The following is a 20,836-nucleotide window of genomic DNA, read 5'->3' on the forward strand; positions in this document are numbered from 1 at the left end:
TCCCAGAGCCGTGCCACCGGCCAACCCGAGCGACCTACGTCACGCGGCTGTCGGCGTCGTTCTCGAGCCGGGCGTCGGCGGCGGCCAACCCCTGGGCGTCGGCGACCTCCTCGGCCACCGCCGCCGCGTCCGCCCAGTGCCGGCGCGCGTCGGCCCGGTCGCCCAGCGCGGCGCAGGCGTCACCCAGATAGAGCAGGGTACGCGCCAGCCCGGCGGTCGGCCGGGTCTCCTCGCGCAGCCGGCGGCTCTCGGCCAGCAGCTCGTACGCCGTCCGCGCCTGCCCCGGAGTGCTGCTCAGCAGCGTCGCCCCGGCGTTGAGCAGCGCCGTGGCCCGGCTGGTCGGGTCGTTCACCGACTCGTACTCGCGCAGTGCGGCCCGCCACGCCTGGGCGGCGTCCAGGTGCTCGCCGAGCGCCGCGTGCACCAGCACCAGGTTGGTCAGCGCCGCCGCGTACCCGCGCGCGTCGCCCACCGAGCGGAACGTGTTGGCCGCCCGCACCAGGTGGTGGTGGGCGGTGTCCGGTTCTCCCCGGGCCAGCTGGGCCGCGCCCAGGCCCAGCTCGGTGAGGGCGTGCCCGGCCCGGTCGGCGCCGGAGCGGTGTCGGCGGGACATCTCCAGGTGCTCCACCGCGTCGTCGAGCTGCCCCAGGTCGAGCAGGGCCAGGCCGAGGTTCATCCGCGCCTGGGCGTTGCCCCGCCGCCCCCGCTCGTTGACCGCGAGGGTGAGCGCGGCCGCCGCTCCCTGCGGGTCGTGCCGGCGCCGGCGCAGCACGCCCAGCTCGTTGTGCGCCCACCCGGCGATCTCCGGGCGGTCGTCGGCGGTCGGGGTGGCCAGCACGGTGCGGCAGACCTGCTCCCACTCGTCGAGCCGCTCGGTGTACGCCAACCACCCGCACAGTGCCACGGCCAGCCGGAACCACCACCGGCGGACCCGGCGGGGCAGAGTCTCCTTCGCGCCGGCCGGCACCCGCACCACCGCCAGCAGCAGCTCCTGATGCAGGTCGAACCAGCCGTACGGGTCGTCGTCCAGCGGCAGCGACCACTCCCGGTCCCCGGCCGAGCCGAGCACCGCCAGGTTGGCCGCGTGCCGTTCGGCCCGGCGGGCCAGGTGCCGGGTCAGCCGGGCCTGCGCGGCGACCCGGGCCCGGGCCGGATCCGCGTCCCGCAGGTGCAGCCGTGCGCTGCCGGCCAGCAGCGGGCGGATCTCGTACCGGTCGCCGGGCGCGCCGACCACGAACGCCGCGGCGGCCAACCGGTCGAGCAGCGCTGTCACCAGCTCGGGATGCCGCCCGGCCAGCGCGGCGATGGTGGGCCGGTCCACCGGGGCGGGAACCAGCGACATCAACCGGTACAACCGGCGGGCCTGGCGGGGCAACACCCGGTACGCGATGTCCCGTTCGGTGACCAGGCGGGCCGCCGGTGAGACGGCGAGCCGCTGGTGCGGTGGCGTCTGCACCGCCCGGCGCAGCGCGTCCAGCACGTCGGAGTGCCGCCAACCGTGCTGAGCGGTGCGGTAGCCGAGCGCGCGGACGGTACGCGGCTGTCGCCCGCACAGGTCGACGATGTCGCGTACCGCCGGGTCGGTGCGCGGGTCGGCGCGGCGGACCCGGGCGGCGGGCGCGGCCCCGCCCGCCGTCGCGAACAGCTCCACCGCCTCGGACGTCCCCGGTTCGGCGATCCAGTGCGCGACCACACCCTCCAGACCGACAAGCGCCGGACCGCCGGCGAGCAGCAGACGGCAGGTGCGCGCGGTGGGCGGCAACAGCGGCCGGACCTGGTCGGGACGGTCCACGTTGTCCAGCACCAGCAGGATCTTGCGACCGTCGAGCTGCCCGCGCAGCGCGTCGGCGGCGGCGACGAGCGCGTCCGGCCGGCCGGAGGTCGGCGGGGCGGTGCCCAGGATCCGGGCCAGCGCAGTGAGCACCTGCCGGGCCGAGCGGGGCCGGCCGCGCCGCCGAAGGTCCAGGTAGTACTGGCCGTCCGGGAAGTCGTCCCGGCACTGGTTCGCGGCCTGCACCACGCACGCGGAGGTGCCCACCGCACGGCGGCCCAGGACCGCCACCGCGTGCTCCCGGGCGAGCAGTCCAACCAGGGCGTCGACGTGCTTGCCGCGACCGGTGAACTCCGCCGTGTACGGCAGGTTGGGCGCCCCGGCGGCCGGGGTGGTGAGCACCTCGGTCGGCTCGGGGCCGACCTCCTGGTTCGCCCGGCGGCGGCCCATCACGACGCCGGCGACGCCGACGACGCCGCCGACGACGGCCAGGACGACGGTCGCCGGCCCGAGCAGGTTGGTCGCCAGCTCGGAGAGGAGATTGCCGGCCAGGTTGCCGCCCACATTGACGATGGCGGCGCTGAGCAGCCCGCCGATCCCGACCAGCGCCGGCCAGCGCGGGTTGCGGCGCCCGCCGCCCGGCCCGGTCACCGGACGCCCCCGGAGACGAGCCCGGCGACCAGGTGTCGCCGCGAGAGGACCACGAGCGCCACCGGCAGCACCGAGGCCAGCACCGAGCTGGCGGCCAGCGCGCCACTGTTGCTCACGAAACTGCGGGTCTGCTCGGCCAGGAACGGCCCGAGCGGCGACGACCCCGGCCCACCGAACAACCGACCCACCACCAGGTCGTTCCAGACCTGCACGAACTCCAGCACGGAGACCGCCACCACCGCCGACCGGTTGTGCCGGGCCAACCGGCGCAGGGTGTGCCACCACCGGCGCCCGCCCAGCCGGGCGTCGCGGACCTGCTCGACCGGCAAATCGGCGAACGCGTTGCGCAGCACCAGCACCGCGAACGGCACACCCAGCGCGATGTGCACCAGGGCCAGGCCCTGAGCCGTGCCGGAGGAGAGCACCAGGCCCAGCACCTCATTGACCGGCCCGGCGATGACCTGGATCGGCACGACGCTGGCCGCCAGCAGCAGCAGCCCGGTGGCCTGCGCCGCCGGCCCGGTCAACCAGGCCAACGGGTACGCGGCCAGCAGCGCCACCACCAGCACCGTTGCGGTCACCGCGGTGGCCAACAGCAGGGTGAAACCCAACGTGCGCCACAGCTCGGTGCCGGTGACCAGGTTGCGGTAGGACTCGCCATTCGGCGGCGCCGACCACCAGCCGCGGGCGGCGGCGTCCACCCGGCCGTGCGCCGACGTGGCGACCAGCACCGCCAGCGGCACCAGCCAGGCGATCGCGGCACCCGCCGCGAGAAGCCGGAACACCCGCCGGGGCGGGGCGACCGGGGTGGGCTCCGGTGCCGCCTCGACGCGCGGCGGGGGCCATGCCTGCCGGACGAAGAGCGCGGCCACCATGATCCCGCCGATCACCGCCACCAGCCACACCACGCCGAGCGCGGCGCCGTCGCCGGTGGTGGTGCCCCCGGAGGTCTGCCAGATCCGCAGCGCCAGCACCGAGGCCTCGTCGCGGACCGAGCCGGGGGTCATCACCAGGATCAGATCGAACGTGCGGCTGGTGCCGACCGCTACCAACGCGAAGACCACAGCGGTCGTACGCAGCAGCAGTGGCCGCCACTGCGCGTCCCACAGCACATGGCGACGCTTACCGCCGTAGGCGCGGACCGCGTCGGCGAGGCTCGGCGGCACCGCGTCCAGCGCGGACCGGAAGACCAGCACCGCCAACCCGACCCAGGCCCAGACGAACGCCGACATCAACGCGACCGTGACCATCCCCGGCCCGAGCAACTGCGGCGCGTCCTCCACCGACCGGCCGGTCAGTCGGGTCGCGACCAGGGTGGCCAGCCCCCGGCCCGGGTCCGGGTCGTACATCAGCCGGAAGGTGACCCCGGTGACGACCAGCGGCAACGCCACCGGCACCAGGAGGATCAACCGGACCAGGCCGCCCTCCTCGGAGCGGCGGGACGCGGCGGCGAGCAGGTAGCCGAGTGCGGTCACCACCGCCGGCACCAGCAGGGCCCAGAGGACCGTCCGACCGACCACCGCGCCGGTGCCCGGGGCGGCGAGCGCGGTCCGGAAGTGTGCCGCGCCCACCCAGTGGCCGTCGGTGGTGACACTGGCGTGCATGGTCCGCAGCACCGGCCACAGCACCAGCCCGCCGAGCAGCACCGCGGCCGGCAGCAGCAGCGCCGACGTCGCCCCCGCCGCCGGATAGGCCCGACCCCGGCGGGCCGGACCGACGTCGTCGAGGACCGCCAACTCGCCGAGGACCCGCACCTGGCTCATCGGCCGCCCCCCGCGCTACGCGCCGCCGCGGCGAGCAGGCCGGTGGCCCGGCGGATCGCCTCGCCGGCGCGGACCCCGTCGGTGACGTCGGCGAAGAAGCCCTGCATGATCCGCCAGATGCCGACCCCGTCCGAGCCGGTGAACGCGCCGGGCAACTGGTCGGAGAGGTCGAAACGCAGGGTGCCGGGCGTCCGCATCTCCGCGGCGAGACCCTGGCCGACGCGGTCCCGGTAGCTGCCGATCGCGACATTGGTGTTGGGCGAGAGGTAGCCGCCGGCGCGCAGCCACGGCTGGAACGAGTCGGCCCTGGTGAGCCACTCGACGAGCTCGACTCCACCCCGGGCGTCGGCGAATGCCACGGCCGCGTCCCCGCCGACGATCAGTGGGCCACCGCCCGGCTGGGCGCCCGGGAACCGGAACGTGACAGGCGCCTCCGGGCCGCGCTGGAACGGGTCGGCGACGTCGGCGGTGAAGTCGGCCCCGACGAGCATCACCGCCCGCTTCGTGTGCACCACCTGGATGACCGACTCCTCGTACTGGGTGAGCAGGGCGCGACGGCCGCCACCGACGAACGCCCCCTTGATGCTCCAGAGCCCGGCGAGCCGGTCCAGCGCCTCGCGCACCGGTCTGCCCTGCCAGTCGGCGTCCGGCCGGGCGAGGGCGTTGTAGCTCTCCGGTGCCACGTCGGCCAGGACGTTCTCGAACCAGTCGGTGAGCACCCAGCCGTCCGCGGCGCCGATGGCCAGCGGCGCCGGCCCGCCGTCGCGTCGGGCGAGCGCGCCGAGCTCCTGGGCCCGCCGGACCAGCGCGTCCCAGTTGGCCGGCTGCACGGGCAGCATGGAAGGCAGGTGCCAGACCAGCGACTTGTGCGCCGCCTTGACCCAGACGCCGTAGCGCTGGCCCTCGGCCGTCAGCAGCTCGCCCAACCCGGCGGGTACGGCGTACTCGGTGGACGCGCGGACCGGGCTCAGCCAGCCGCGCTGGGCGTACTCGGTGACCAGGCCGGGCCGCGGCAGGATCGCCACGTCCGGGCTGGTGCCGGCGAGGTGTCGGGCCCGCAGGAACGCGTCGATGTCGTTGCCGGCGCTGACCACCTGCACCGGAGCGGGGTAGCCGGCGACGACCTCGCGGAACCGGTCCAGCTCGCTGGTGCTCCAGACCACCGCGACCTGCACCGACCGGGTTCCGCCGGAGCAGCCGGTGGCCAGCGCGGCGGCGCCCGCGGCGGCGGCGCGCAGCAGCGTACGACGACGCGCGCGGACGGGCGGCCTCATCGGGTCGCCTCGCTCGGCTCGGTGACCAGCACGTGCCGCACCGGAATCTCGGCCAGGGTGGCCGGGTCGGCGGTGCAGACCAGCACCGCCACCCCCGGGGCGTCCGGCGGCGAGAGGCGAGGCATCAGGTCACCGAAACGGCTGTCGCCCGCCGAACCGGCCGGCAGGTCGACCACCAGCACCTCGGGCAGGCAGGCCGCCGCTCGGGCGAGCGCCACCCGGAACCGCTGGGCGGCGGAGATCTGGTGCGGCAGCAGGGCGAGGGAGAGCCCCAACTCGAGCCGGTCGACGACGGTGGCCGTCCAGTCGTTGGCCACCTCGTGCACCCGTTCGCGTTTGCGCTGGCCGTACTCGATGTTGCGCCGCACGGTGAGCTGCGGCAGGAGTGCGCCGCCGGCGGGCACGTAGCCGATCTGCCGGCGGGGCGGCGGCAGGGCGGTGACGTCCCGGTCGCCGACCAGGATGCGACCGGTCACCGGAGGAGCCAGCCCGGCCAGGACCCGGGCGACCGCCGTGCCGAACCGGGGCGGCGCCACCAGGGCGGCGAGCGTGCCGGCGGGAACGTCGAGGGTCACCGGCCCGGTGCCGGGAACGGCGACCAGTGCGTGTAGCCGTAACGTGACCATCACCTCCGGCGACCATTGATGCCCGTCCCAGGGTGGCACACCGTGCCGACAACCGACGCCCCCCGACCCTTCCACTGTGGAGGAGCGGTCCTGTTCAGTCGGGGGAGTAGAGCGCGGCGAGCCCGGCCGCCGTGGCGGCCAGCCGTTCGCGCAGCGGCTGCGGGGCCAGCACCTCGACATCGGCGCCGAGGCGCAGCAGCTCGCCGTGGGCGTGGGTGAGCGATTCGATCGGCAGCACCGCGCTCACCCAACCCCGCGCGTCCGGCGGGCCGGCGCTGGTGTCCATAGCGGTGACCACCGGGTCGCTGCCGACCTCGCGCAACCGCTCCCGCCCGGCGGGGGAGAGCCGGACGTGCGCCTCGTCCCGGTGCAGCCGGGCCCGGAACTGCACCACGTGCGCGCGCCACCAGGCCGGCAGGTCGAAGTCGGCAGGTCGGTCGAACTCCTGCGCCAGTGGGGTCAGCGCGAGGATCTGGTTGACCCGGTAGGTGGCCGGCGCGCCCCGGCCGGGCTGGTCGGCCACCACATACCAACGGCCGCCCTTGAGCACCAGGCCGTACGGCTCCAGGACCCTGGTCACCTCGCCGTTCCAGCCGCGGTAGCGCACCTGCACGCGGTGCTGCCGCCAGACCGCCTCGGCCGTGCGGGCCAGCTCGGGGGAGGCGTCGCCGTCGGCGTACCAGCCGGGTGTGTCCAGGTGGAAGCGCTGTTGCAGCCGGGTCGCCCGGTCGCGCAGCGGGGCGGGGAGCGCGGCGTGCAGTTTGAGTTGCAGGGCGGCCACCACGTCGCCGTAGCCCAGCTCGTCGGCCGGGCCGGGCAGCCCGGCCAGGAACAGCCGGTCGGCCTCCTCGCCGGTCAGCCCGGTCAGTCGGGTCCGCCAGCCGTCGACCAGCTGGTAGCCGCCGGCGTGCCCGGCCTCGCCGTAGAGCGGGATGCCGGCGGCGTGCAGCGACTCGACGTCCCGGTAGATGGTGCGGGGGGAGACGGCCAACCGATCGGCGAGCTGCGCGGCGGTCAACCGCCCGTGCGACTGGAGCAGCAGCAGGACGGAGAGAAGTCGACTGGCCCGCACTTCACTGACACTAGCTGTCAGGGGACCGCTCGTACCGTCCCGGCATGGCATTTCGCGACAAGGATCTGAGAACGCCGGAGCCGATCACGGTGGACGGTCGACAGTTCAAGCGCTACCACATCGACCAGCCGGATCAGCCGCTCGAACCGGAGGTGGAGAAGGCCGCGTACGAGCAGCTGCCGCTGCTGCTGGTCGACCTCGTCGACGACGGCACCCCGGCCGCCGGGTGGGTGGTGCTGCACCGGGGCGCGGACACCGGCGCCTACCTGCTGGCGTACAGCTGGGTGTGGGACAACGCGGTGGAGGTCCGTGTCGCCGCGGCCGGGCAGCCGGCGCTGGACTGCCCGGACGACGATCCGACGCACTTCGTCGAGGTGCGTCGACCCGCCGTCGGCTGCGTCTGGGAGTTGGCGGTGCTGGAGCATGAGCGGTCGGCCTGGGTGCGGCACATGCTTGCGCCGGACGCTCCCAACCTGGCTGGATATCTGGACGACACGCGAGCAGAAGGGCCGGTGGGCCGCTGATGGGCGACTTCGACTTCTTTGTGGGCACCTGGAACGTCGTCAACCGGCGGCTGCGCAAGCGGCTGGTCGGCTCCGACGAGTGGGAGGAGTTCCCCGGGGTGTCGGTGGCGCACGGCTTCTTCGCCGGCGGCGGCCACTTCGACGAGATCACCTTCCCGACCAAGGGCTCCGCCGGCGCCACGGTCCGGGTCTTCGACCCGGCCCGCGAGGAATGGTCGATCTACTGGATGAGCAGTGACACCGGGGTGCTGGGGCAGCCGCCGATGGTGGGCCGCTTCGTCGACGGGGTCGGCCACTTCTACGCCGACGACCAGCACGAGGGTCGACCGGTGCGGTGCCGGTTCATCTGGTCCGACATCAGCGCGACCACGGCCCGCTGGGAGCAGGCGTTCTCGGTCGACGGCGAGCAGACCTGGGAGACCAACTGGATCATGCTCTTCACCCGAGCGTCGGAGGACTAACCTCCAGGCCATGCGGAGATGGTGGCGGATGGACCCGTGGGGCGCGCGGCAGGTGTTCACCGGGTTCATGGTGCTGGTCGGGTGCACCGTGGCCGCGACGATCTCGGTCGTGGCAGGGCGGGTGCTGAGCCGGGGGGAGATCGACGTGCGGACCGCCCTGGGCGTGGCCGGCATGGTCGTCTTCATGGGGGTGTGGCTGACCTTCGCCTTCCGGTTGCACCTGTCCGGGATCTACGTCAACGATCGGGGTGTCCGGCTCCGGCACGTGTTCTCCACCCGCACCCTGCCCTGGTCACGGGTGACCGGGTTCGAGGCGAGTCCGGCGCTGTTCCTCGGCGAGCCCACGTCGCGCCTCGCCTGCTGGGTGCGGACGACCGACGGGGCGTTCGAGTCGGCGGTGCAGCGGCGGTCGCGGCGCGGGGGCTGGCGGAAGGAGAACGGGCCGGTGCTCGCCCCGGCGGACTTCGACCAGTTGCTCGTCCGGCTGGCCGACGAACGTGCCCGAGCTCGACTCGACGGCGGGGAAGTGGTCTCGCGCTGACTTTCCGCCGTTCGGGTGCGGTGTTAGGGTCCGATCACCGCCCCGGATGGAGGAAGCCGATGGCCTCCGACCATGTCGACGTGCTGATCATCGGCGCCGGCCTGTCGGGCATCGGCGCCGCCTGCCACCTGCACCGTGACTGCCCCGAAAAGACGTACGCGGTGCTGGAGGCGCGCGACGCCATCGGTGGCACCTGGGACCTGTTCCGCTACCCGGGCGTCCGCTCCGACTCGGACATGTTCACCCTCGGCTACTCGTTCAAGCCGTGGACCGCGCCGAAGGCCATCGCCGACGGCACGACCATCCGGGAGTACGTGCGGGAAACCGCCCGGGAGTACGACGTGCCGCGGCACATCCGCTTCCGCCACCGGGTGCTGCGCGCCGAGTGGGACAGCGACACCGCCCGTTGGACGGTGCACGCCCAGCGCACCGACACCGCCGAAACTGTGGTGCTGACCTGCTCGTTCCTCTTCGCCTGCGCCGGCTACTACCGCTACGACGAGGGTTACACCCCACCCCTGCCCGGTGTCGACGTGTACACCGGGCGGCTGGTGCACCCGCAGCGCTGGCCCGACGACCTGGACCACACCGGCAAGCGGGTGGTGGTGATCGGCAGCGGCGCCACAGCGGTCACACTGGTGCCGGCGATGGCGCAGCGGGCCGCGCACGTGACAATGCTCCAGCGCTCACCGACGTACATCCTGGCGCTGCCCGCCCGCGACCGGCTGGCCGACGCGTTGCGGCGGCGGCTGCCGGCGACGGCCGCGTATCGGGTGGTGCGCTGGAAGAACGTGCTGCTGTCCACAGTCAACTTCCAGCTCAGCCGGCGTGCGCCCGGCCTGGTGAGGCGGGTGCTGCGCCGGGCCGCGCGGGGCCGGCTCCCGGTGGGGTACGACGTCGACAGGCACTTCTCGCCCCGCTACGACCCCTGGGACCAGCGGCTCTGTGTGGCACCCGACGGCGACCTGTTCACGGCCGTGCGTGACGGCACCGCGTCGGTGGTCACCGACACCATCGACACCTTCACCGCTACCGGTGTCCGGCTGACCTCCGGGGCGGAGGTGCCCGCCGACATCGTGGTCACCGCCACCGGGCTCAACCTGCTCGCCCTCGGCGGCCTGACGCTGCGGGTGGACGGCGTCGACGTCGACCTGCCGAACACCGTCGCCTACAAGGGCATGATGCTCTCCGGTGTGCCGAACTTCGCGCTGACCATCGGCTACACCAACGCGTCGTGGACGCTGAAGGCCGACCTGGTGGCCGGCTACGTCTGCCGGCTGCTGCGGCATCTGGACCGCACCGGTCAGCAGGTCGTCACCCCGCTCCCGCCGCCCGACGCCGAGCGGGTGCCGCTGATCGATCTGCGCTCCGGTTACGTGCTGCGCGTCGTCGACACGCTGCCCAAGCAGGGTGCGAGCGCGCCGTGGCGGCTGCACCAGAACTACGCGCGTGACGTGTTGTTGATGCGGCACGGCCGGCTCACCGACGCGGGGGTGCGGTTCTCCCGCGCCGGAGGGGTGACCGCGCCCGAACGCAGCCCACGTCCCGTCGCGTCCGAGCGTCGGTAACCGCCAGCAGAGGAGCAGGATCGTGCAGAGGTTCGACTTCGCCGGCGCGACAGCGGTGGTCACCGGGGCAGCCAGTGGCATCGGCGCGGCGCTGGCCCACGCGCTGGCCCGCCGAGGCAGCGATCTGGTCCTGCTGGACCGCGACCGCGTACGCGGCGAGCAAGTTCGCCGTACGCGGCTTCACCGAGGCGCTGCGCCACGAACTGGTCGACGACGGGATCGGGGTGACCTCGGTGCACCCGGGCGGCATCCGCACCCGGATCACCGAGAACGCCCGGATCGGCAGCGGCGTCTCCCACGACGAGTACGCGGCCGGTCGGGCGCAGTTCGAGAAGCTGCTGACCATCGCGCCGGAGCGGGCCGCGGAGGTGATCCTGCGCGGCGTCGAACGGCGTCGGGGTCGGGTGTTGATCGGCTGGTCGGCGAAGCTGCCCGACCTGCTGGCCCGGGTCATGCCGGCCTCGTACAACCGGGTCCTGGTCACCGGGCTGAACCGGGGCGTGGCCCGCCCGGCGCTGCCGGCCCCGGGCGTACCCGCGCAACGCCCCGCCGACGCCCTCGCCGACCCGGCCCGCGAGGTGGCGTGACCGCGGTCAGGCCACCGTCGCGCTCGGGCCCACGTCGCGGAAACGCAACAGCACGGTCAGCGCCACCAGAGCGACCAGCAGCGCCGCGAGCGCGTACACCGGGGCCGGGCCGAGCGGCGTGAGCAGCGCCAGCAGCGCGACGACCGGGAAGGCGACGACGACTGCGCCGTGCTGCTGCCGGCGTACGTGCAGCACCCAGACGGTGAGGAGGAAGACGGCGATCGGGACGGCCACCGCGTACGCGGCGGTCAAGCCCGAGATGTGCGTGAGGTGCCGTTCGTGGTCCACCGACACGTTCAGGCCCGCCCCGACAGCGGCGACCGCCGCGAAGATCAGGTAATGGCCGTAGCCCCAGATCAGGGAGTACGGCAGCTGGGCGGGCGCCTCGATCGGCCGGTCGAAGTAGAGCCACCACAGGGCGAACACGATCACGGTGGCCGCCGCCGCCAGCGACCAGAGGCGACGGTCGCCGGCGTCCACTCCGGTCTGGATGGCCACCGACGTGGCCAGCACCACGTCACCGAGCACGATCAGGGTGAACAGCCCGTACCGTTCGGTGATGTGTCGCGGATGCCAGGGAGTCATCCCCGGCCGCTCGGCCACCGCCGGCACCAGCAGGTCGGCCACGACCAGCAGCAGCAACACCGCGGTACTCCAACCCTGCGGTAGGGCCAGCCGGAGCAGCCAACCGAGCTGGACGACGGTGACGCCTACCGCGTACCGCCGGGCTGCCCGGCGGTGCTCCGGGTCCCCGGCGGCGGCGCGGCACCACTGCACCACGAGCGCGATCCGCATCACCACGTAGCCGTACGTGATGACGCTGAAATCGCCGTTGGTGAACGCCCGGGGCACTCCGGCGGCGATGATCAACGCCCCGGCGATCTGGACCAGCGTCGCGATCCGGTAGAGGTCGTCGTCCGTGTCGTAGGCCGAGGCGAACCAGGTGAAGTTCATCCACGACCACCAGATCGCGAAGAAGACCAGCAGGTACCTGGTCAACGCGTGGCCAAGCTGATTCTCGGAGACGGCGTGGTGCAGGTTGGTGGCGGCCTGCGACACGGCCACCACGAAGCACAGGTCGAAGAAGAGTTCCAGCGGCGTGGCCGAGCGGTGCGGCTCGTCGCGACGACGTGGCCGCATCGGCCGGTAGAACGGCCGCACCGACCGAGGCTGGCTCACCGCACCTCCTCAGGCCGCCCGCCGGTCAGCCGCGCCGATGGCCGTGGGTAAGCCCCTCCAGCACCAGGGTCAGCCCCGCGCCGACCAGCCAGACGTCCTTGGCCAACCCCGAGCCCTGCTGGGTCGGGCGGATGCTGCCGGGTTCGCGCATCCCTGGCGTCTTCAGGTACAGCTGGATCAGGCCCGCGCCGAACGCGGTCAGGCCGAGCCCGACCAGGGGCGCCGGGACGAACGGCGCGATCAGCGCGGCCCCCAGGGCGATTTCCGAGTACGACAGCAGCTTGGCGAAGCGTGCCGGCTCCAGCTGACCGAGCTGGGGCATGGCGGCGACCGCCATCCCGTGCATGCCCTCCGCGGCGGCACCCTCCAGGTTGCGCTTGCCCAGACCCGAGTTGAGGAAGTACGCGCCGATGCTGACCCGCAGTGGCAGGTGCGCGAGTTTCATTGTCACTCCCGTCGTCCGTGGTCGAATGCGGCCCGCGTACCCCGGACCGCCCGCAATAACCCGCCGGGCCGGCTGGGCTGGCCGTGGTGGTCGCGGTAGGTTCGCCGGGGGCCCAGCGCCGAGCCCGTGGCACACCCGCCCACCCGGCACCCGGCCCTGCCGCAGACCACCAGCAGGAGGCGAAGTGAGCCAGGAAGTCCGGGGAGTCATCTCCCGCAGCAAGGGCGCGCCGGTCGAGGTCACCACCATCGTGGTGCCCGATCCGGGGCCCGGTGAGGCGATCGTCCGGATTCAGTCGTGCGGTGTCTGCCACACCGACCTGCACTACCGCGAGGGTGGCATCAACGACGACTACCCGTTCCTGCTCGGTCACGAGGCGGCGGGCATCGTGGAGCAGGTCGGCGACGGCGTCACCGACGTCGCACCGGGCGATTTCGTGGTGCTCAACTGGCGGGCGGTCTGCGGGGTCTGCCGTGCCTGCCGTCGGGGCCGGCCCTGGTACTGCTTCAACACCCACAACGCCACCCAGCGGATGACCCTCACCGACGGCACCGAACTCGCCCCGGCGCTGGGCATCGGGGCGTTCGCCGAGAAGACCCTGGTGCACGCCGGGCAGTGTACGAAGGTGGACCCGGCGGCCCGACCGGCGGCCGTGGGTCTGCTCGGCTGCGGGGTGATGGCCGGCCTGGGTGCGGCGATGAACACCGGGAACGTCAGCCGGGGCGACTCGGTCGCGGTGATCGGCTGCGGCGGCGTCGGGGACGCGGCGGTCGCCGGTGCGGTCCTCGCCGGCGCCACCACGATCGTCGCGGTGGACACCGACAGCCGCAAGCTCGACTGGGCCCGCAAGTTCGGTGCCACGCACACCGTGAACGCCTCCGAGACCGACCCGGTCGAGGCAATCCGTGCCGCCACCGGCGGTTTCGGCGCCGACGTGGTGATCGACGCGGTGGGCCGGCCGGAGACGTGGAAGCAGGCGTTCTACGCTCGCGACCTGGCCGGCACCGTGGTGCTGGTCGGCGTACCCACCCCGCAGATGCAGGTCGAGCTGCCGCTGCTGGACGTCTTCGGGCGCGGTGGGGCCCTCAAGTCCAGTTGGTACGGCGACTGCCTGCCCAGCCGGGACTTTCCGATGCTCACCGAGCTGTACCTGCAGGGCAGGCTCGACCTCGACGCGTTCGTCACCGAGGAGATCGCGCTCGACCAGGTCGAGAACGCGTTCGACCGGATGCACAACGGCGACGTGCTCCGCTCGGTGGTGGTGTTCCCGTGACCGCCCGGATCGACCACGCGGTCACCTCGGGCACGTTCTCCCTGGACGGGCAGACGTTCGACGTGGACAACAACGTCTGGGTGATCGGCGATGACCGCGAGTGCGTCGTCCTGGACGCGCCGCACGACGTGGCGGCGATCCTCGCCCTGGTGGGCGACCGGCAGGTCCGGGCGATCCTGGCCACCCACGCCCACGACGATCACGTCCGGGTGGCGCCCGAACTGGCCGAGGCCACCGGCGCGCCGGTGCTGCTGCACGCCGCGGACCGGGTCCTCTGGGACATGGTCCACCCGCACCTGCCGCCCAATGGCGAGCTGCACGACGGGCAGAGCATCGAGGTGGGCGGCACCACGCTGCGGGTGCTGCACACCCCCGGGCACAGCCCTGGCGCGTGCAGCTTCCACGCACCGGAGCTGGGCGCCGTCTTCACCGGCGACACGCTCTTCGCCGGTGGCCCGGGCGCGACGGGCCGCTCGTACAGCGACTTCGCCACCATCGTCGGGTCGATCCGCACCCGCCTGCTGACCCTCCCGGCGGAGACGGTCGTGCACACCGGCCACGGCGACGACACGACGATCGGCGCGGAGGCGCCGCACCTGGACGAGTGGTTGGCCCGCGGCCACTGACCCCTGCCGGCGTCTTTGTCTGCTGGCGCGCGCTGGCCTGCTGACATCTTGCGGGCGTGGCTGGCTGGCACCTGGGCCGGTCGGCGTCGCCTGGTGGCACGTGGTCGGCGGCTCAGCGTTCGTCGGCAGCGCCCAGCACCGGTTTGACGTCCAGGATTGGGGTGCCGTCGAGGGCCTCCAGGTCGGCCACCTCGACGCGCAGCCCGTCCACCGCCAGGACCCGCACCCGGTGCAGCCCGATCGGGTTGGGCCGGTGCGGGGAACGGGTGCTGAACACGCCGGTCTCCGGCCGGTTCTCGTCGCCGCGTGGGTGCACTGCCAGCACGTCGCGCCGGGCACGGTCCAGCCAGGTCAGCAGCAGCAGCTCCGCGCCGACCCGCAGGTCACCCAGGGCCCGCTCGACCTGCGGATCGAAGATTAGCCACGCCGCCGGCGCCCCCTCGTCGCCCTGCCGTGGCGCGCTCGCCGCGTCGGTCAACGACGAGGCGACCCGACCGACCGGGTGCAGCAGGTAACCGTCATCGCTCACTGCCTCGACCATCCTCGCTCCCTCCTGGACCGTCCCAACCTAGCTCCGCCGCGCCGCTAGGATCCCACTCATGGCAGCCGAATCTCCCGTCCGCGGCGTCCCGCCGGCGCCTGTCGTCCGTCAGCTGCGCCTCGTGGTGGAGGCCGCCGACTACGAGGCCGCCGTCGCGTTCTTCCGGGACGAGCTGGGCCTGCCGGAGGAGGCGGCGTTCAGCGGCGAGGGGGATGCCCAGGTGGTGATCCTGGACGCCGGCCGCGCCACCCTGGAGATCGCCAACCCGGCGCAGAAACGCATGATCGACGAGGTTGAGGTGGGGCGGCAGGTCGCGCCACGGATTCGGGTGGCATTCGAGGTGGACGACACGGCGGCGACGACCGCCCGTCTGGTGGCCGCTGGGGCGAGCGAGATCGCGCCGCCGACGCGGACGCCGTGGCAGTCGCTCAACTCCCGCCTCGACGCCCCCGCCGGCCTGCACATCACCGTCTTCCAGGAACTCGTCACACCGGATCAGGGTGTCGCGACGCGGGATGCGGAGTCCGGACGTGACGGCGACAACTGATTCGGGCAGCTTCCCGGTGCTGGCGACGCGACCGCACAGGGAGTTCGCTCGACCGGGCGCACTGGTGGACGTGGCCTGATCGGCCAGAGCTGGCTCGGTGTCGGTGGTCACCGAGCCAGCTCTGGCACGTTCTGGTCCGGTAGGGCGATCCGCACGCAACCTCACCCGCCGTGCCGGTCTAGGCGCCCACCACTAACGGTGACGGCAGGGCGCCAGCTGCCCGCCTCCCATCACCCTGCATGGCCCCTTTGCTCTGCTTACCGATATGCACCACGTCCTGTGAGCTGCGCAGGGCGCTTTCCGCCCGCAACGAACGTCTCTCACCGCAGTCACGCCACGTAGTCGGTGCGTATAGGTAAGCAGAGCAAAGGGTGGCGTCCGCCCGTTGCCTCCGGGTTCCGGAAACACCCTCCGTCACCGCCGTCCGGGTGATGCGGGCAGAGCCCGCCATGTCCGAATCTGCGCCGTGACCGGCGCCGCACCGGCCCGAGCTTCGGTCATTTCCGGAATGCCCGACAGGTGAACCTGGTTGTGTCCCCCGTACCGCCGGAGCCCAAACCCACTTCCGCGGTCATCTCCCGAGGAGTGTTCACCCCGGAGCGCTTCGCACGATCGAAAGGGCAACCATCGTGAAGGTCGACTTCACTCGATGGCTCCCCGCCATCGCTAAGGACTCGTACCGCAAGACCGCGCTGAGCGTGGCGGGTGTCGCCGCCCTCTTCGGTCTGGCGCTCGCGCCGACCGCAGCCGCCGCCCCGGTCACCTCCGGACCGCACCAGGGCGCCGTCGCCGCCATCGACCTCGCCACCGGCAAGGCAGCCACCTCGGCACACCAGGATGAGCAGCCCGTCGAGTCGGGCCTGACCACCGGCTCCGCCACTGGCAAGCCGCCGGCCGGCAAGCCGAGCCGGGCCCAGCTGATCCCGCACGGGATCGAGGGCGCGCAGTCGCGCGTACCGCTGGACGACGCGCAGCTGGCCAACGCCCGGGCCATCGTGGACGCCGCCAAGAAGACCGGCGTCGGTGACCGGGGCGCCGTGATCGGCGTCGCCACCTCGCTGCAGGAGTCGAAGCTGTACAACCTCGGCCACCTCGGCGCATACAACGACCACGACTCGCAGGGCCTGTTCCAGCAGCGTCCATCGTCCGGTTGGGGCACGCCCGACCAGATCACCGACCCGGAGTACGCCGCCACGGCGTTCTTCACCGCACTCAAGAACGTCGGCGGCTGGCAGGACCTGCCGCTGACCGCCGCCGCGCAGACCGTGCAGGTCTCCGCCTTCCCCTACGCGTACGCGCAGTGGGAGGAGCAGGCGGCGGACATCGTCCAGCAGCTCTGGTGACATTCGCCAACGAGGCCGGCCGGCTCCCTTCGACGGGAGCCGGCCGGTTTTTCGTGTGCGCTTACCTCAGCAGGCCGGGTAGAGGCGGCGGGTGCCGACGCCGGCCGCGTACGCGTCCCGGTCGCTGAACCGGCAGCCGTAGTCGGGTCGGGCCACCACCGCCGGGTCGGTGACGGTGTCGCCGGCCGGGCGCTTGCCGGTGCGTACCCAGGACACCAGGTCGTCCCAGGCGGCGCCGGCCTCCGCCGGGGTGAACTCGCAGTGCTGCGTGGCTCGGATCGCCCGCTGAACCACCAACGTGCTGCGACCGTGCCTCGCCACGTCGGTGGCGTACGCCTGCTCCATGCTGAACGGTACGAACAGGTCGCCGAGACCGTGCAGGCTGAGCACCGGCGCGCTCGGGCGGCCGGCGATCCGCGGCACCTCGGTCAGCGTCGGCAGGAGCCGCTGCCACACGTTCTCCGGTGCGACGCGCTGGACCGCCGAGTTGACGTCGACCGGGGTGTTCGGGGTGTAGCGGGTGAGCAGATTGGTGGAGAGCTGGCCGGGCCGCTGGGCAGGGGAGTTGCCGCTCCCGGTGGGCACGCTGATCGAGAAAAGGAAGTCCTTCCAGGACGCGAACGCCGCGTCCGCACCCGGACGGGGGCCGCCGGAACGGTTCACCGTGATCGCCCGCAACTGCTTGCCCCGCTCCGTGGTGGTGTCCGGCCCGGTGGGGGTCAGCCCGGCCAGGCCGAGCGCCACCTGGATGCGGGGCACCGCGTTGGTCAGGTAGTCGGCCGGCGTGGGATACGCCGGCACCCCGGCGAGCGCCTGCGCGACCAGGTTGTAATCAAGGTAGAAGTCCAGCAGCGTCTGATCACCGAGCACCCCGCACATCGGCAACGCGCCGTCGTAGAAGCCGGGATACTGCTCCAGCGAACGGCCGATGACGTACCCACCCATCGACACCCCGGCGACGTAGGTGTGCTGCGGTCGGCGGACCGTCCGCCCGAAGTGGTCGGCGAGATCCTTCGTGCCCAGCACTCCGGAGCGGATGTCGAAGCCGTTGCGGTCGTACGAGGACGACGCCCAGGCGTACCCCTGCTCCAGGAGACGTTGGCGCAGCCCGAAGGCCGGCGGTTCCGGTGAGAGCACCGTGCCCTGGCCGCGGTAGCCGTGCGCCCACAACACCAGGTCGCCGTTCCACCGGGCCGGGACCTCGATGATGTACCCGGCGTGGCGGTGCACGCCCTGGCGTACCGTCGTCGGTTTGCCGCCCACCGTCAGCGGAGCCAATGGCGGATTTTCGATGGTGTAACCGGGCAGCGGCTCGCCGCCCCTCGCGTCGCGACCGGTGGCGCTGGCTGGCGCGGCGCCGGCCAGCCCAACCGCGAGGGTCAGTGTTGCGGCGGCGGCGAGCAGCCGGCGGAGGGTACGAAAGGGTGTGGACAGCATCGATGCTCCCCATCGGACGGATGTCGCCCGGGGGCGACCAGCGGGACGGTTGCCTACCGGCCGGTAGCGTCCTGAACCTAGAACCGCCGTCGACACGTGTCAATGGGTACGCTGATCGGCTGGTCAGGCACGACTGCCCAGTCGATCAGCTCGCCGGTGCGCCCCCGGAACGGACGCCGCCATCGCTCGGCCTGGTGTCTGCCGGTGGCCGTCGCCGCCGTCCTGCTGGGCGCTGCATGGTTGCCACCGTGGAACGACCCCTGCGGTTGCACGGCCACACCGTGCCGTACCCGGTCGTTCGGGTTGGTGGGCCGATCGGGTTGACTGGGCGCCGTGGACGAGTCGATCTGGGAGGCGGCACGTGCGTCGCGCAGCTGGTTGGACGCGGCGAACGGCACCGGGCAGACCGAGCTGACCTGCCGCATCCTCAAGCTGACCGAAGAGGCGGGGGAGGCGTCGGCCGCGTGGATCGGTCTGCTCGGGCAGAATCCGCGCAAGGGTGTCACCCACACCCGCGAGGACGTCGCGGCCGAGTTGGCCGACGTGGCCTTCACCGCGTTGGTGGCCATCGAGAGCCTGGGGCTGGACGCGCGAACGACCCTGGACGCGTGCGCCGCGAAGGTGCGCTCCCGCCTGGGAAACCAACGGCGCCCCTAGCACCCGGTCACGCCCGGCCCTTCCCGCCGTCCGACGGTATGTGCACCATGCCCGCATTGGGTGCGGTGCGCCACTCGCTGCATTCGTGATCGACTCGGCTTCCTTGATATCGCGGTGTCTCGCCGTGCCAAATGCCCCGACTTCCGTGAACCCGAGTGGATCACGCGAGTGAGGGCGGATTGGATGCCGTGGTGCCTGGCACCCTATGGGTGGTTCGTCCAGTGGTGGATGTTTGTGGGTGGTGACCGGGTGCACCCGTCGGCTGGAATCATGGCCGGGCCGGGGTCGTTACATACCCTGACGATCGCAGCACCACCGCCCGCCGCCCGGCCCGCACGGGGTTGGGATGCAGGTCGCGCAGGTTGGAATGCCAGCCTCCGCCCGGTCGTTGCAGTCCCCACGAACGACCGCAGGCACCGCCTCGATGAGGGTGCCGGCAGATGGGCCAACCCGGAATGACCCCGGCCCCCCGGTCGTTACACAGGGCCCCGGTGCCACGACCCCCCGGTCGTAGGCCGCCGGTAGACGCCGAGTCACCGTAGGCGTCAACCCCAGACCTTTTCCCCTTGGTTCGTGCAGCGCCGGACGAGGTGCTCACACCCTGGCGCCGTTCCCCCCGAGCGGTGTGCGGGTGTCCTACCCCCGAAGGAGCTACCCCCATGAACACGATCTTCCGTAAGAGCATGCTGTCTGTTGCTGGTCTCGCGTTCGCCGGTGGTGTCTTCGCCGGCCCGATCGCCCACATGTCCAACCCGGTCGACACCAAGCCCGTCGCGGTTGCCGTGCAGGCTGACAAGCCCGACATCAGCAAGCTGATCCCGCACGGTACCCAGGGCGAGCAGTCCCGGATCACCCTGAACGACGAGCAGACCGCCAACGTGAAGGCGATCATCGCCGCGACGAAGAAGGCGGGTCTGCCGGAGCGGGCCGCGGTGATCTCGATCGCGACGAGCCTGCAGGAGTCGAAGCTGGAGAACCTGGGTCACCTCGGGGACATGAACGACCATGACTCGTTGGGCCTGTTCCAGCAGCGTCCGTCCAGTGGTTGGGGTACGCCGGAGCAGATCACCGATCCCGAGTACTCGACGACCGCGTTCCTCAAGGGTCTGAAGCAGGTCGACGGGTGGCAGGACATGCCCCTGACCGATGCTGCGCAGACGGTGCAGGTGTCGGCGTACCCGGACGCCTACGCCCAGTGGGAGCAGCAGGCCGCCGACCTGGTCGGCCAGTACTGGAACAGCTGACCCGCAACACAGCACCAGCGCAAGCACCACCCGCACGCGCAAGCACCACCGCACCACGACACCGACCGCTGGCCGGCACCCGATATCCGGGGTGCCGGCCAGCGGCCTTCCCGCTGCAGCCGGTCACCAGTCATCGGTCGCCTGCCACTGGTCGCCGTCCCCGCTCGCTGGCCGCTGACCGGCCGCCCGCTGGCTGGTGGCGCGCCCGCTGACTGCCGGCCGCCCGCTGACTGCCGGCCGTCCGCTGGCTGCCGCTCCCGCTGGCGAGCCGCTCCCGCTGGCCGCCTGCTCGCGTTGGATGCGCGGTGAGGATGCCGCGCAGCGGGGGCCTCGGGGCAGGCGGGTGGTGGGGTCTGCTCTACGTAGGCGACGTAGCGGAGTGACGTGATCGGCGCCGAGTGATCCGATCCGCTGGCGGGTACGTACCCCTGATCGGGGACCGGCGGAGGGACTAGAGACATGGCCGCAGTGGGGTACGGCGCGGATCGCGAACCGGAGTCAGAGCCGGAGCCCTCCGGTGAGGCCGCACCACGACGGTGGTCCACCGGTGCTCGCCTGTTGGTGGCTGCTGCCGCCGTCGTGTTGCTCCTGGGTGCGGCGGCGGTTGCCGTGATCGTTGCGGATCCCGATCGCCTCGGCATGACCTACGCCAGCCAACCCGACGGCACGCGCCCAGATGGCACGGGCCCCGATGGCACGCTGCCCG

Annotated in this window: 19 protein-coding genes and 1 pseudogene; 11 read left to right on the top strand and 9 right to left on the bottom strand. The window is 72.6% G+C overall.

The annotated features are described in order from the left end of the window. Positions 1-34 precede the first annotated feature (34 nt). From ABZU74_RS10240 to ABZU74_RS10260, 5 genes are all read right to left on the bottom strand, one after another. On the bottom strand, positions 35-2,422 hold the full coding sequence (locus ABZU74_RS10240; RefSeq protein ID WP_355420776.1) for a tetratricopeptide repeat protein: 2,388 nt from the start codon (positions 2,420-2,422) through the stop codon (positions 35-37). Continuing rightward, positions 2,419-4,185: a hypothetical protein gene (locus ABZU74_RS10245; protein ID WP_355420779.1), complete on the bottom strand. Its 1,767-nt coding sequence runs from the start codon at positions 4,183-4,185 to the stop codon at positions 2,419-2,421. Before ABZU74_RS10245 ends, ABZU74_RS10240 begins: the two co-directional genes overlap by 4 nt. After that, the gene (locus tag ABZU74_RS10250) at positions 4,182-5,459 is read right to left on the bottom strand and encodes an extracellular solute-binding protein (RefSeq protein ID WP_355420782.1); all 1,278 of its coding nucleotides are present in this window, start codon (positions 5,457-5,459) and stop codon (positions 4,182-4,184) included. The genes ABZU74_RS10245 and ABZU74_RS10250 overlap by 4 nt, the downstream gene beginning before the upstream one ends. Beyond that, a complete protein-coding gene (locus ABZU74_RS10255) occupies positions 5,456-6,085 on the bottom strand; it encodes an ATP-binding cassette domain-containing protein (protein ID WP_355420783.1) in 630 nt (209 codons plus the stop codon). Before ABZU74_RS10255 ends, ABZU74_RS10250 begins: the two co-directional genes overlap by 4 nt. 94 nt (positions 6,086-6,179) lie before the next feature. Further along, positions 6,180-7,157 (bottom strand): WYL domain-containing protein, encoded by a 978-nt coding sequence (locus tag ABZU74_RS10260; protein WP_355420786.1) that lies wholly within the window; start codon positions 7,155-7,157, stop codon positions 6,180-6,182. Positions 7,158-7,201: 44 nt separating this feature from the next. Here ABZU74_RS10260 and ABZU74_RS10265 point away from each other — a divergent pair, with 44 nt between their 5' ends. The 5 genes and pseudogenes from ABZU74_RS10265 (at position 7,202) to ABZU74_RS10285 (ending at position 10,838) form a co-directional block, all read left to right on the top strand. Next, complete coding sequence (locus ABZU74_RS10265; RefSeq protein ID WP_355420788.1) at positions 7,202-7,681, top strand: hypothetical protein; 480 nt, start codon at positions 7,202-7,204, stop codon at positions 7,679-7,681. Next, complete coding sequence (locus ABZU74_RS10270; protein ID WP_355420791.1) at positions 7,681-8,142, top strand: hypothetical protein; 462 nt, start codon at positions 7,681-7,683, stop codon at positions 8,140-8,142. Before ABZU74_RS10265 ends, ABZU74_RS10270 begins: the two co-directional genes overlap by 1 nt. Before the next feature lie 10 nt (positions 8,143-8,152). After that, a complete protein-coding gene (locus ABZU74_RS10275; RefSeq protein ID WP_355420793.1) occupies positions 8,153-8,683 on the top strand; it encodes a hypothetical protein in 531 nt (176 codons plus the stop codon). A 59-nt stretch (positions 8,684-8,742) separates the two neighbouring features. Beyond that, positions 8,743-10,251, top strand: a complete 1,509-nt coding sequence (locus ABZU74_RS10280) for an NAD(P)/FAD-dependent oxidoreductase (RefSeq protein WP_355420796.1) — start codon at positions 8,743-8,745, stop codon at positions 10,249-10,251. A 22-nt stretch (positions 10,252-10,273) separates the two neighbouring features. Next, positions 10,274-10,838, top strand: a pseudogene (locus tag ABZU74_RS10285) (SDR family NAD(P)-dependent oxidoreductase). Positions 10,839-10,844: 6 nt separating this feature from the next. On the opposite strand, the gene ABZU74_RS10290 reads toward ABZU74_RS10285, so the two are convergent. After that, the gene (locus tag ABZU74_RS10290) at positions 10,845-12,017 is read right to left on the bottom strand and encodes a low temperature requirement protein A (protein ID WP_355420798.1); all 1,173 of its coding nucleotides are present in this window, start codon (positions 12,015-12,017) and stop codon (positions 10,845-10,847) included. 25 nt (positions 12,018-12,042) lie between these two features. Continuing rightward, the gene (locus tag ABZU74_RS10295; protein ID WP_355420801.1) at positions 12,043-12,462 is read right to left on the bottom strand and encodes a hypothetical protein; all 420 of its coding nucleotides are present in this window, start codon (positions 12,460-12,462) and stop codon (positions 12,043-12,045) included. Positions 12,463-12,646: 184 nt separating this feature from the next. On the opposite strand from ABZU74_RS10295, the gene ABZU74_RS10300 reads away from it, so the two are divergent. Then, complete coding sequence (locus tag ABZU74_RS10300; protein WP_355420804.1) at positions 12,647-13,735, top strand: S-(hydroxymethyl)mycothiol dehydrogenase; 1,089 nt, start codon at positions 12,647-12,649, stop codon at positions 13,733-13,735. After that, positions 13,732-14,361: an MBL fold metallo-hydrolase gene (locus ABZU74_RS10305; protein WP_355420807.1), complete on the top strand. Its 630-nt coding sequence runs from the start codon at positions 13,732-13,734 to the stop codon at positions 14,359-14,361. Before ABZU74_RS10300 ends, ABZU74_RS10305 begins: the two co-directional genes overlap by 4 nt. A 112-nt stretch (positions 14,362-14,473) precedes the next feature. Here ABZU74_RS10305 and tsaA read toward each other — a convergent pair whose 3' ends face one another. Next, positions 14,474-14,902, bottom strand: coding sequence for a tRNA (N6-threonylcarbamoyladenosine(37)-N6)-methyltransferase TrmO (gene tsaA, locus ABZU74_RS10310; protein WP_355420809.1), 429 nt, complete (start codon positions 14,900-14,902; stop codon positions 14,474-14,476). A 58-nt stretch (positions 14,903-14,960) separates the two neighbouring features. On the opposite strand from tsaA, the gene ABZU74_RS10315 reads away from it, so the two are divergent. Next, positions 14,961-15,449 (top strand): VOC family protein, encoded by a 489-nt coding sequence (locus tag ABZU74_RS10315; protein ID WP_355420812.1) that lies wholly within the window; start codon positions 14,961-14,963, stop codon positions 15,447-15,449. Between the two features lie 629 nt (positions 15,450-16,078). Continuing rightward, positions 16,079-16,792 carry a hypothetical protein gene (locus ABZU74_RS10320; protein ID WP_355420815.1) on the top strand — a complete coding sequence of 238 codons (714 nt, stop codon included), beginning with the start codon at positions 16,079-16,081 and terminating at the stop codon, positions 16,790-16,792. Positions 16,793-16,858: 66 nt separating this feature from the next. Here the strand turns inward: ABZU74_RS10320 and ABZU74_RS10325 are convergent, their stop codons facing one another. Next, on the bottom strand, positions 16,859-18,229 hold the full coding sequence (locus tag ABZU74_RS10325) for a hypothetical protein (protein WP_355420817.1): 1,371 nt from the start codon (positions 18,227-18,229) through the stop codon (positions 16,859-16,861). Between the two features lie 333 nt (positions 18,230-18,562). On the opposite strand from ABZU74_RS10325, the gene ABZU74_RS10330 reads away from it, so the two are divergent. Further along, positions 18,563-18,886 carry a MazG-like family protein gene (locus tag ABZU74_RS10330; protein ID WP_355420819.1) on the top strand — a complete coding sequence of 108 codons (324 nt, stop codon included), beginning with the start codon at positions 18,563-18,565 and terminating at the stop codon, positions 18,884-18,886. Between the two features lie 659 nt (positions 18,887-19,545). Next, positions 19,546-20,130 (top strand): hypothetical protein, encoded by a 585-nt coding sequence (locus ABZU74_RS10335; protein ID WP_355420822.1) that lies wholly within the window; start codon positions 19,546-19,548, stop codon positions 20,128-20,130. The last annotated feature ends 706 nt before the right edge of the window (positions 20,131-20,836 follow it).

It is taken from the genome of Micromonospora sp. NPDC005171, assembly GCF_040608575.1.
Lineage (GTDB): Bacteria > Actinomycetota > Actinomycetes > Mycobacteriales > Micromonosporaceae > Micromonospora.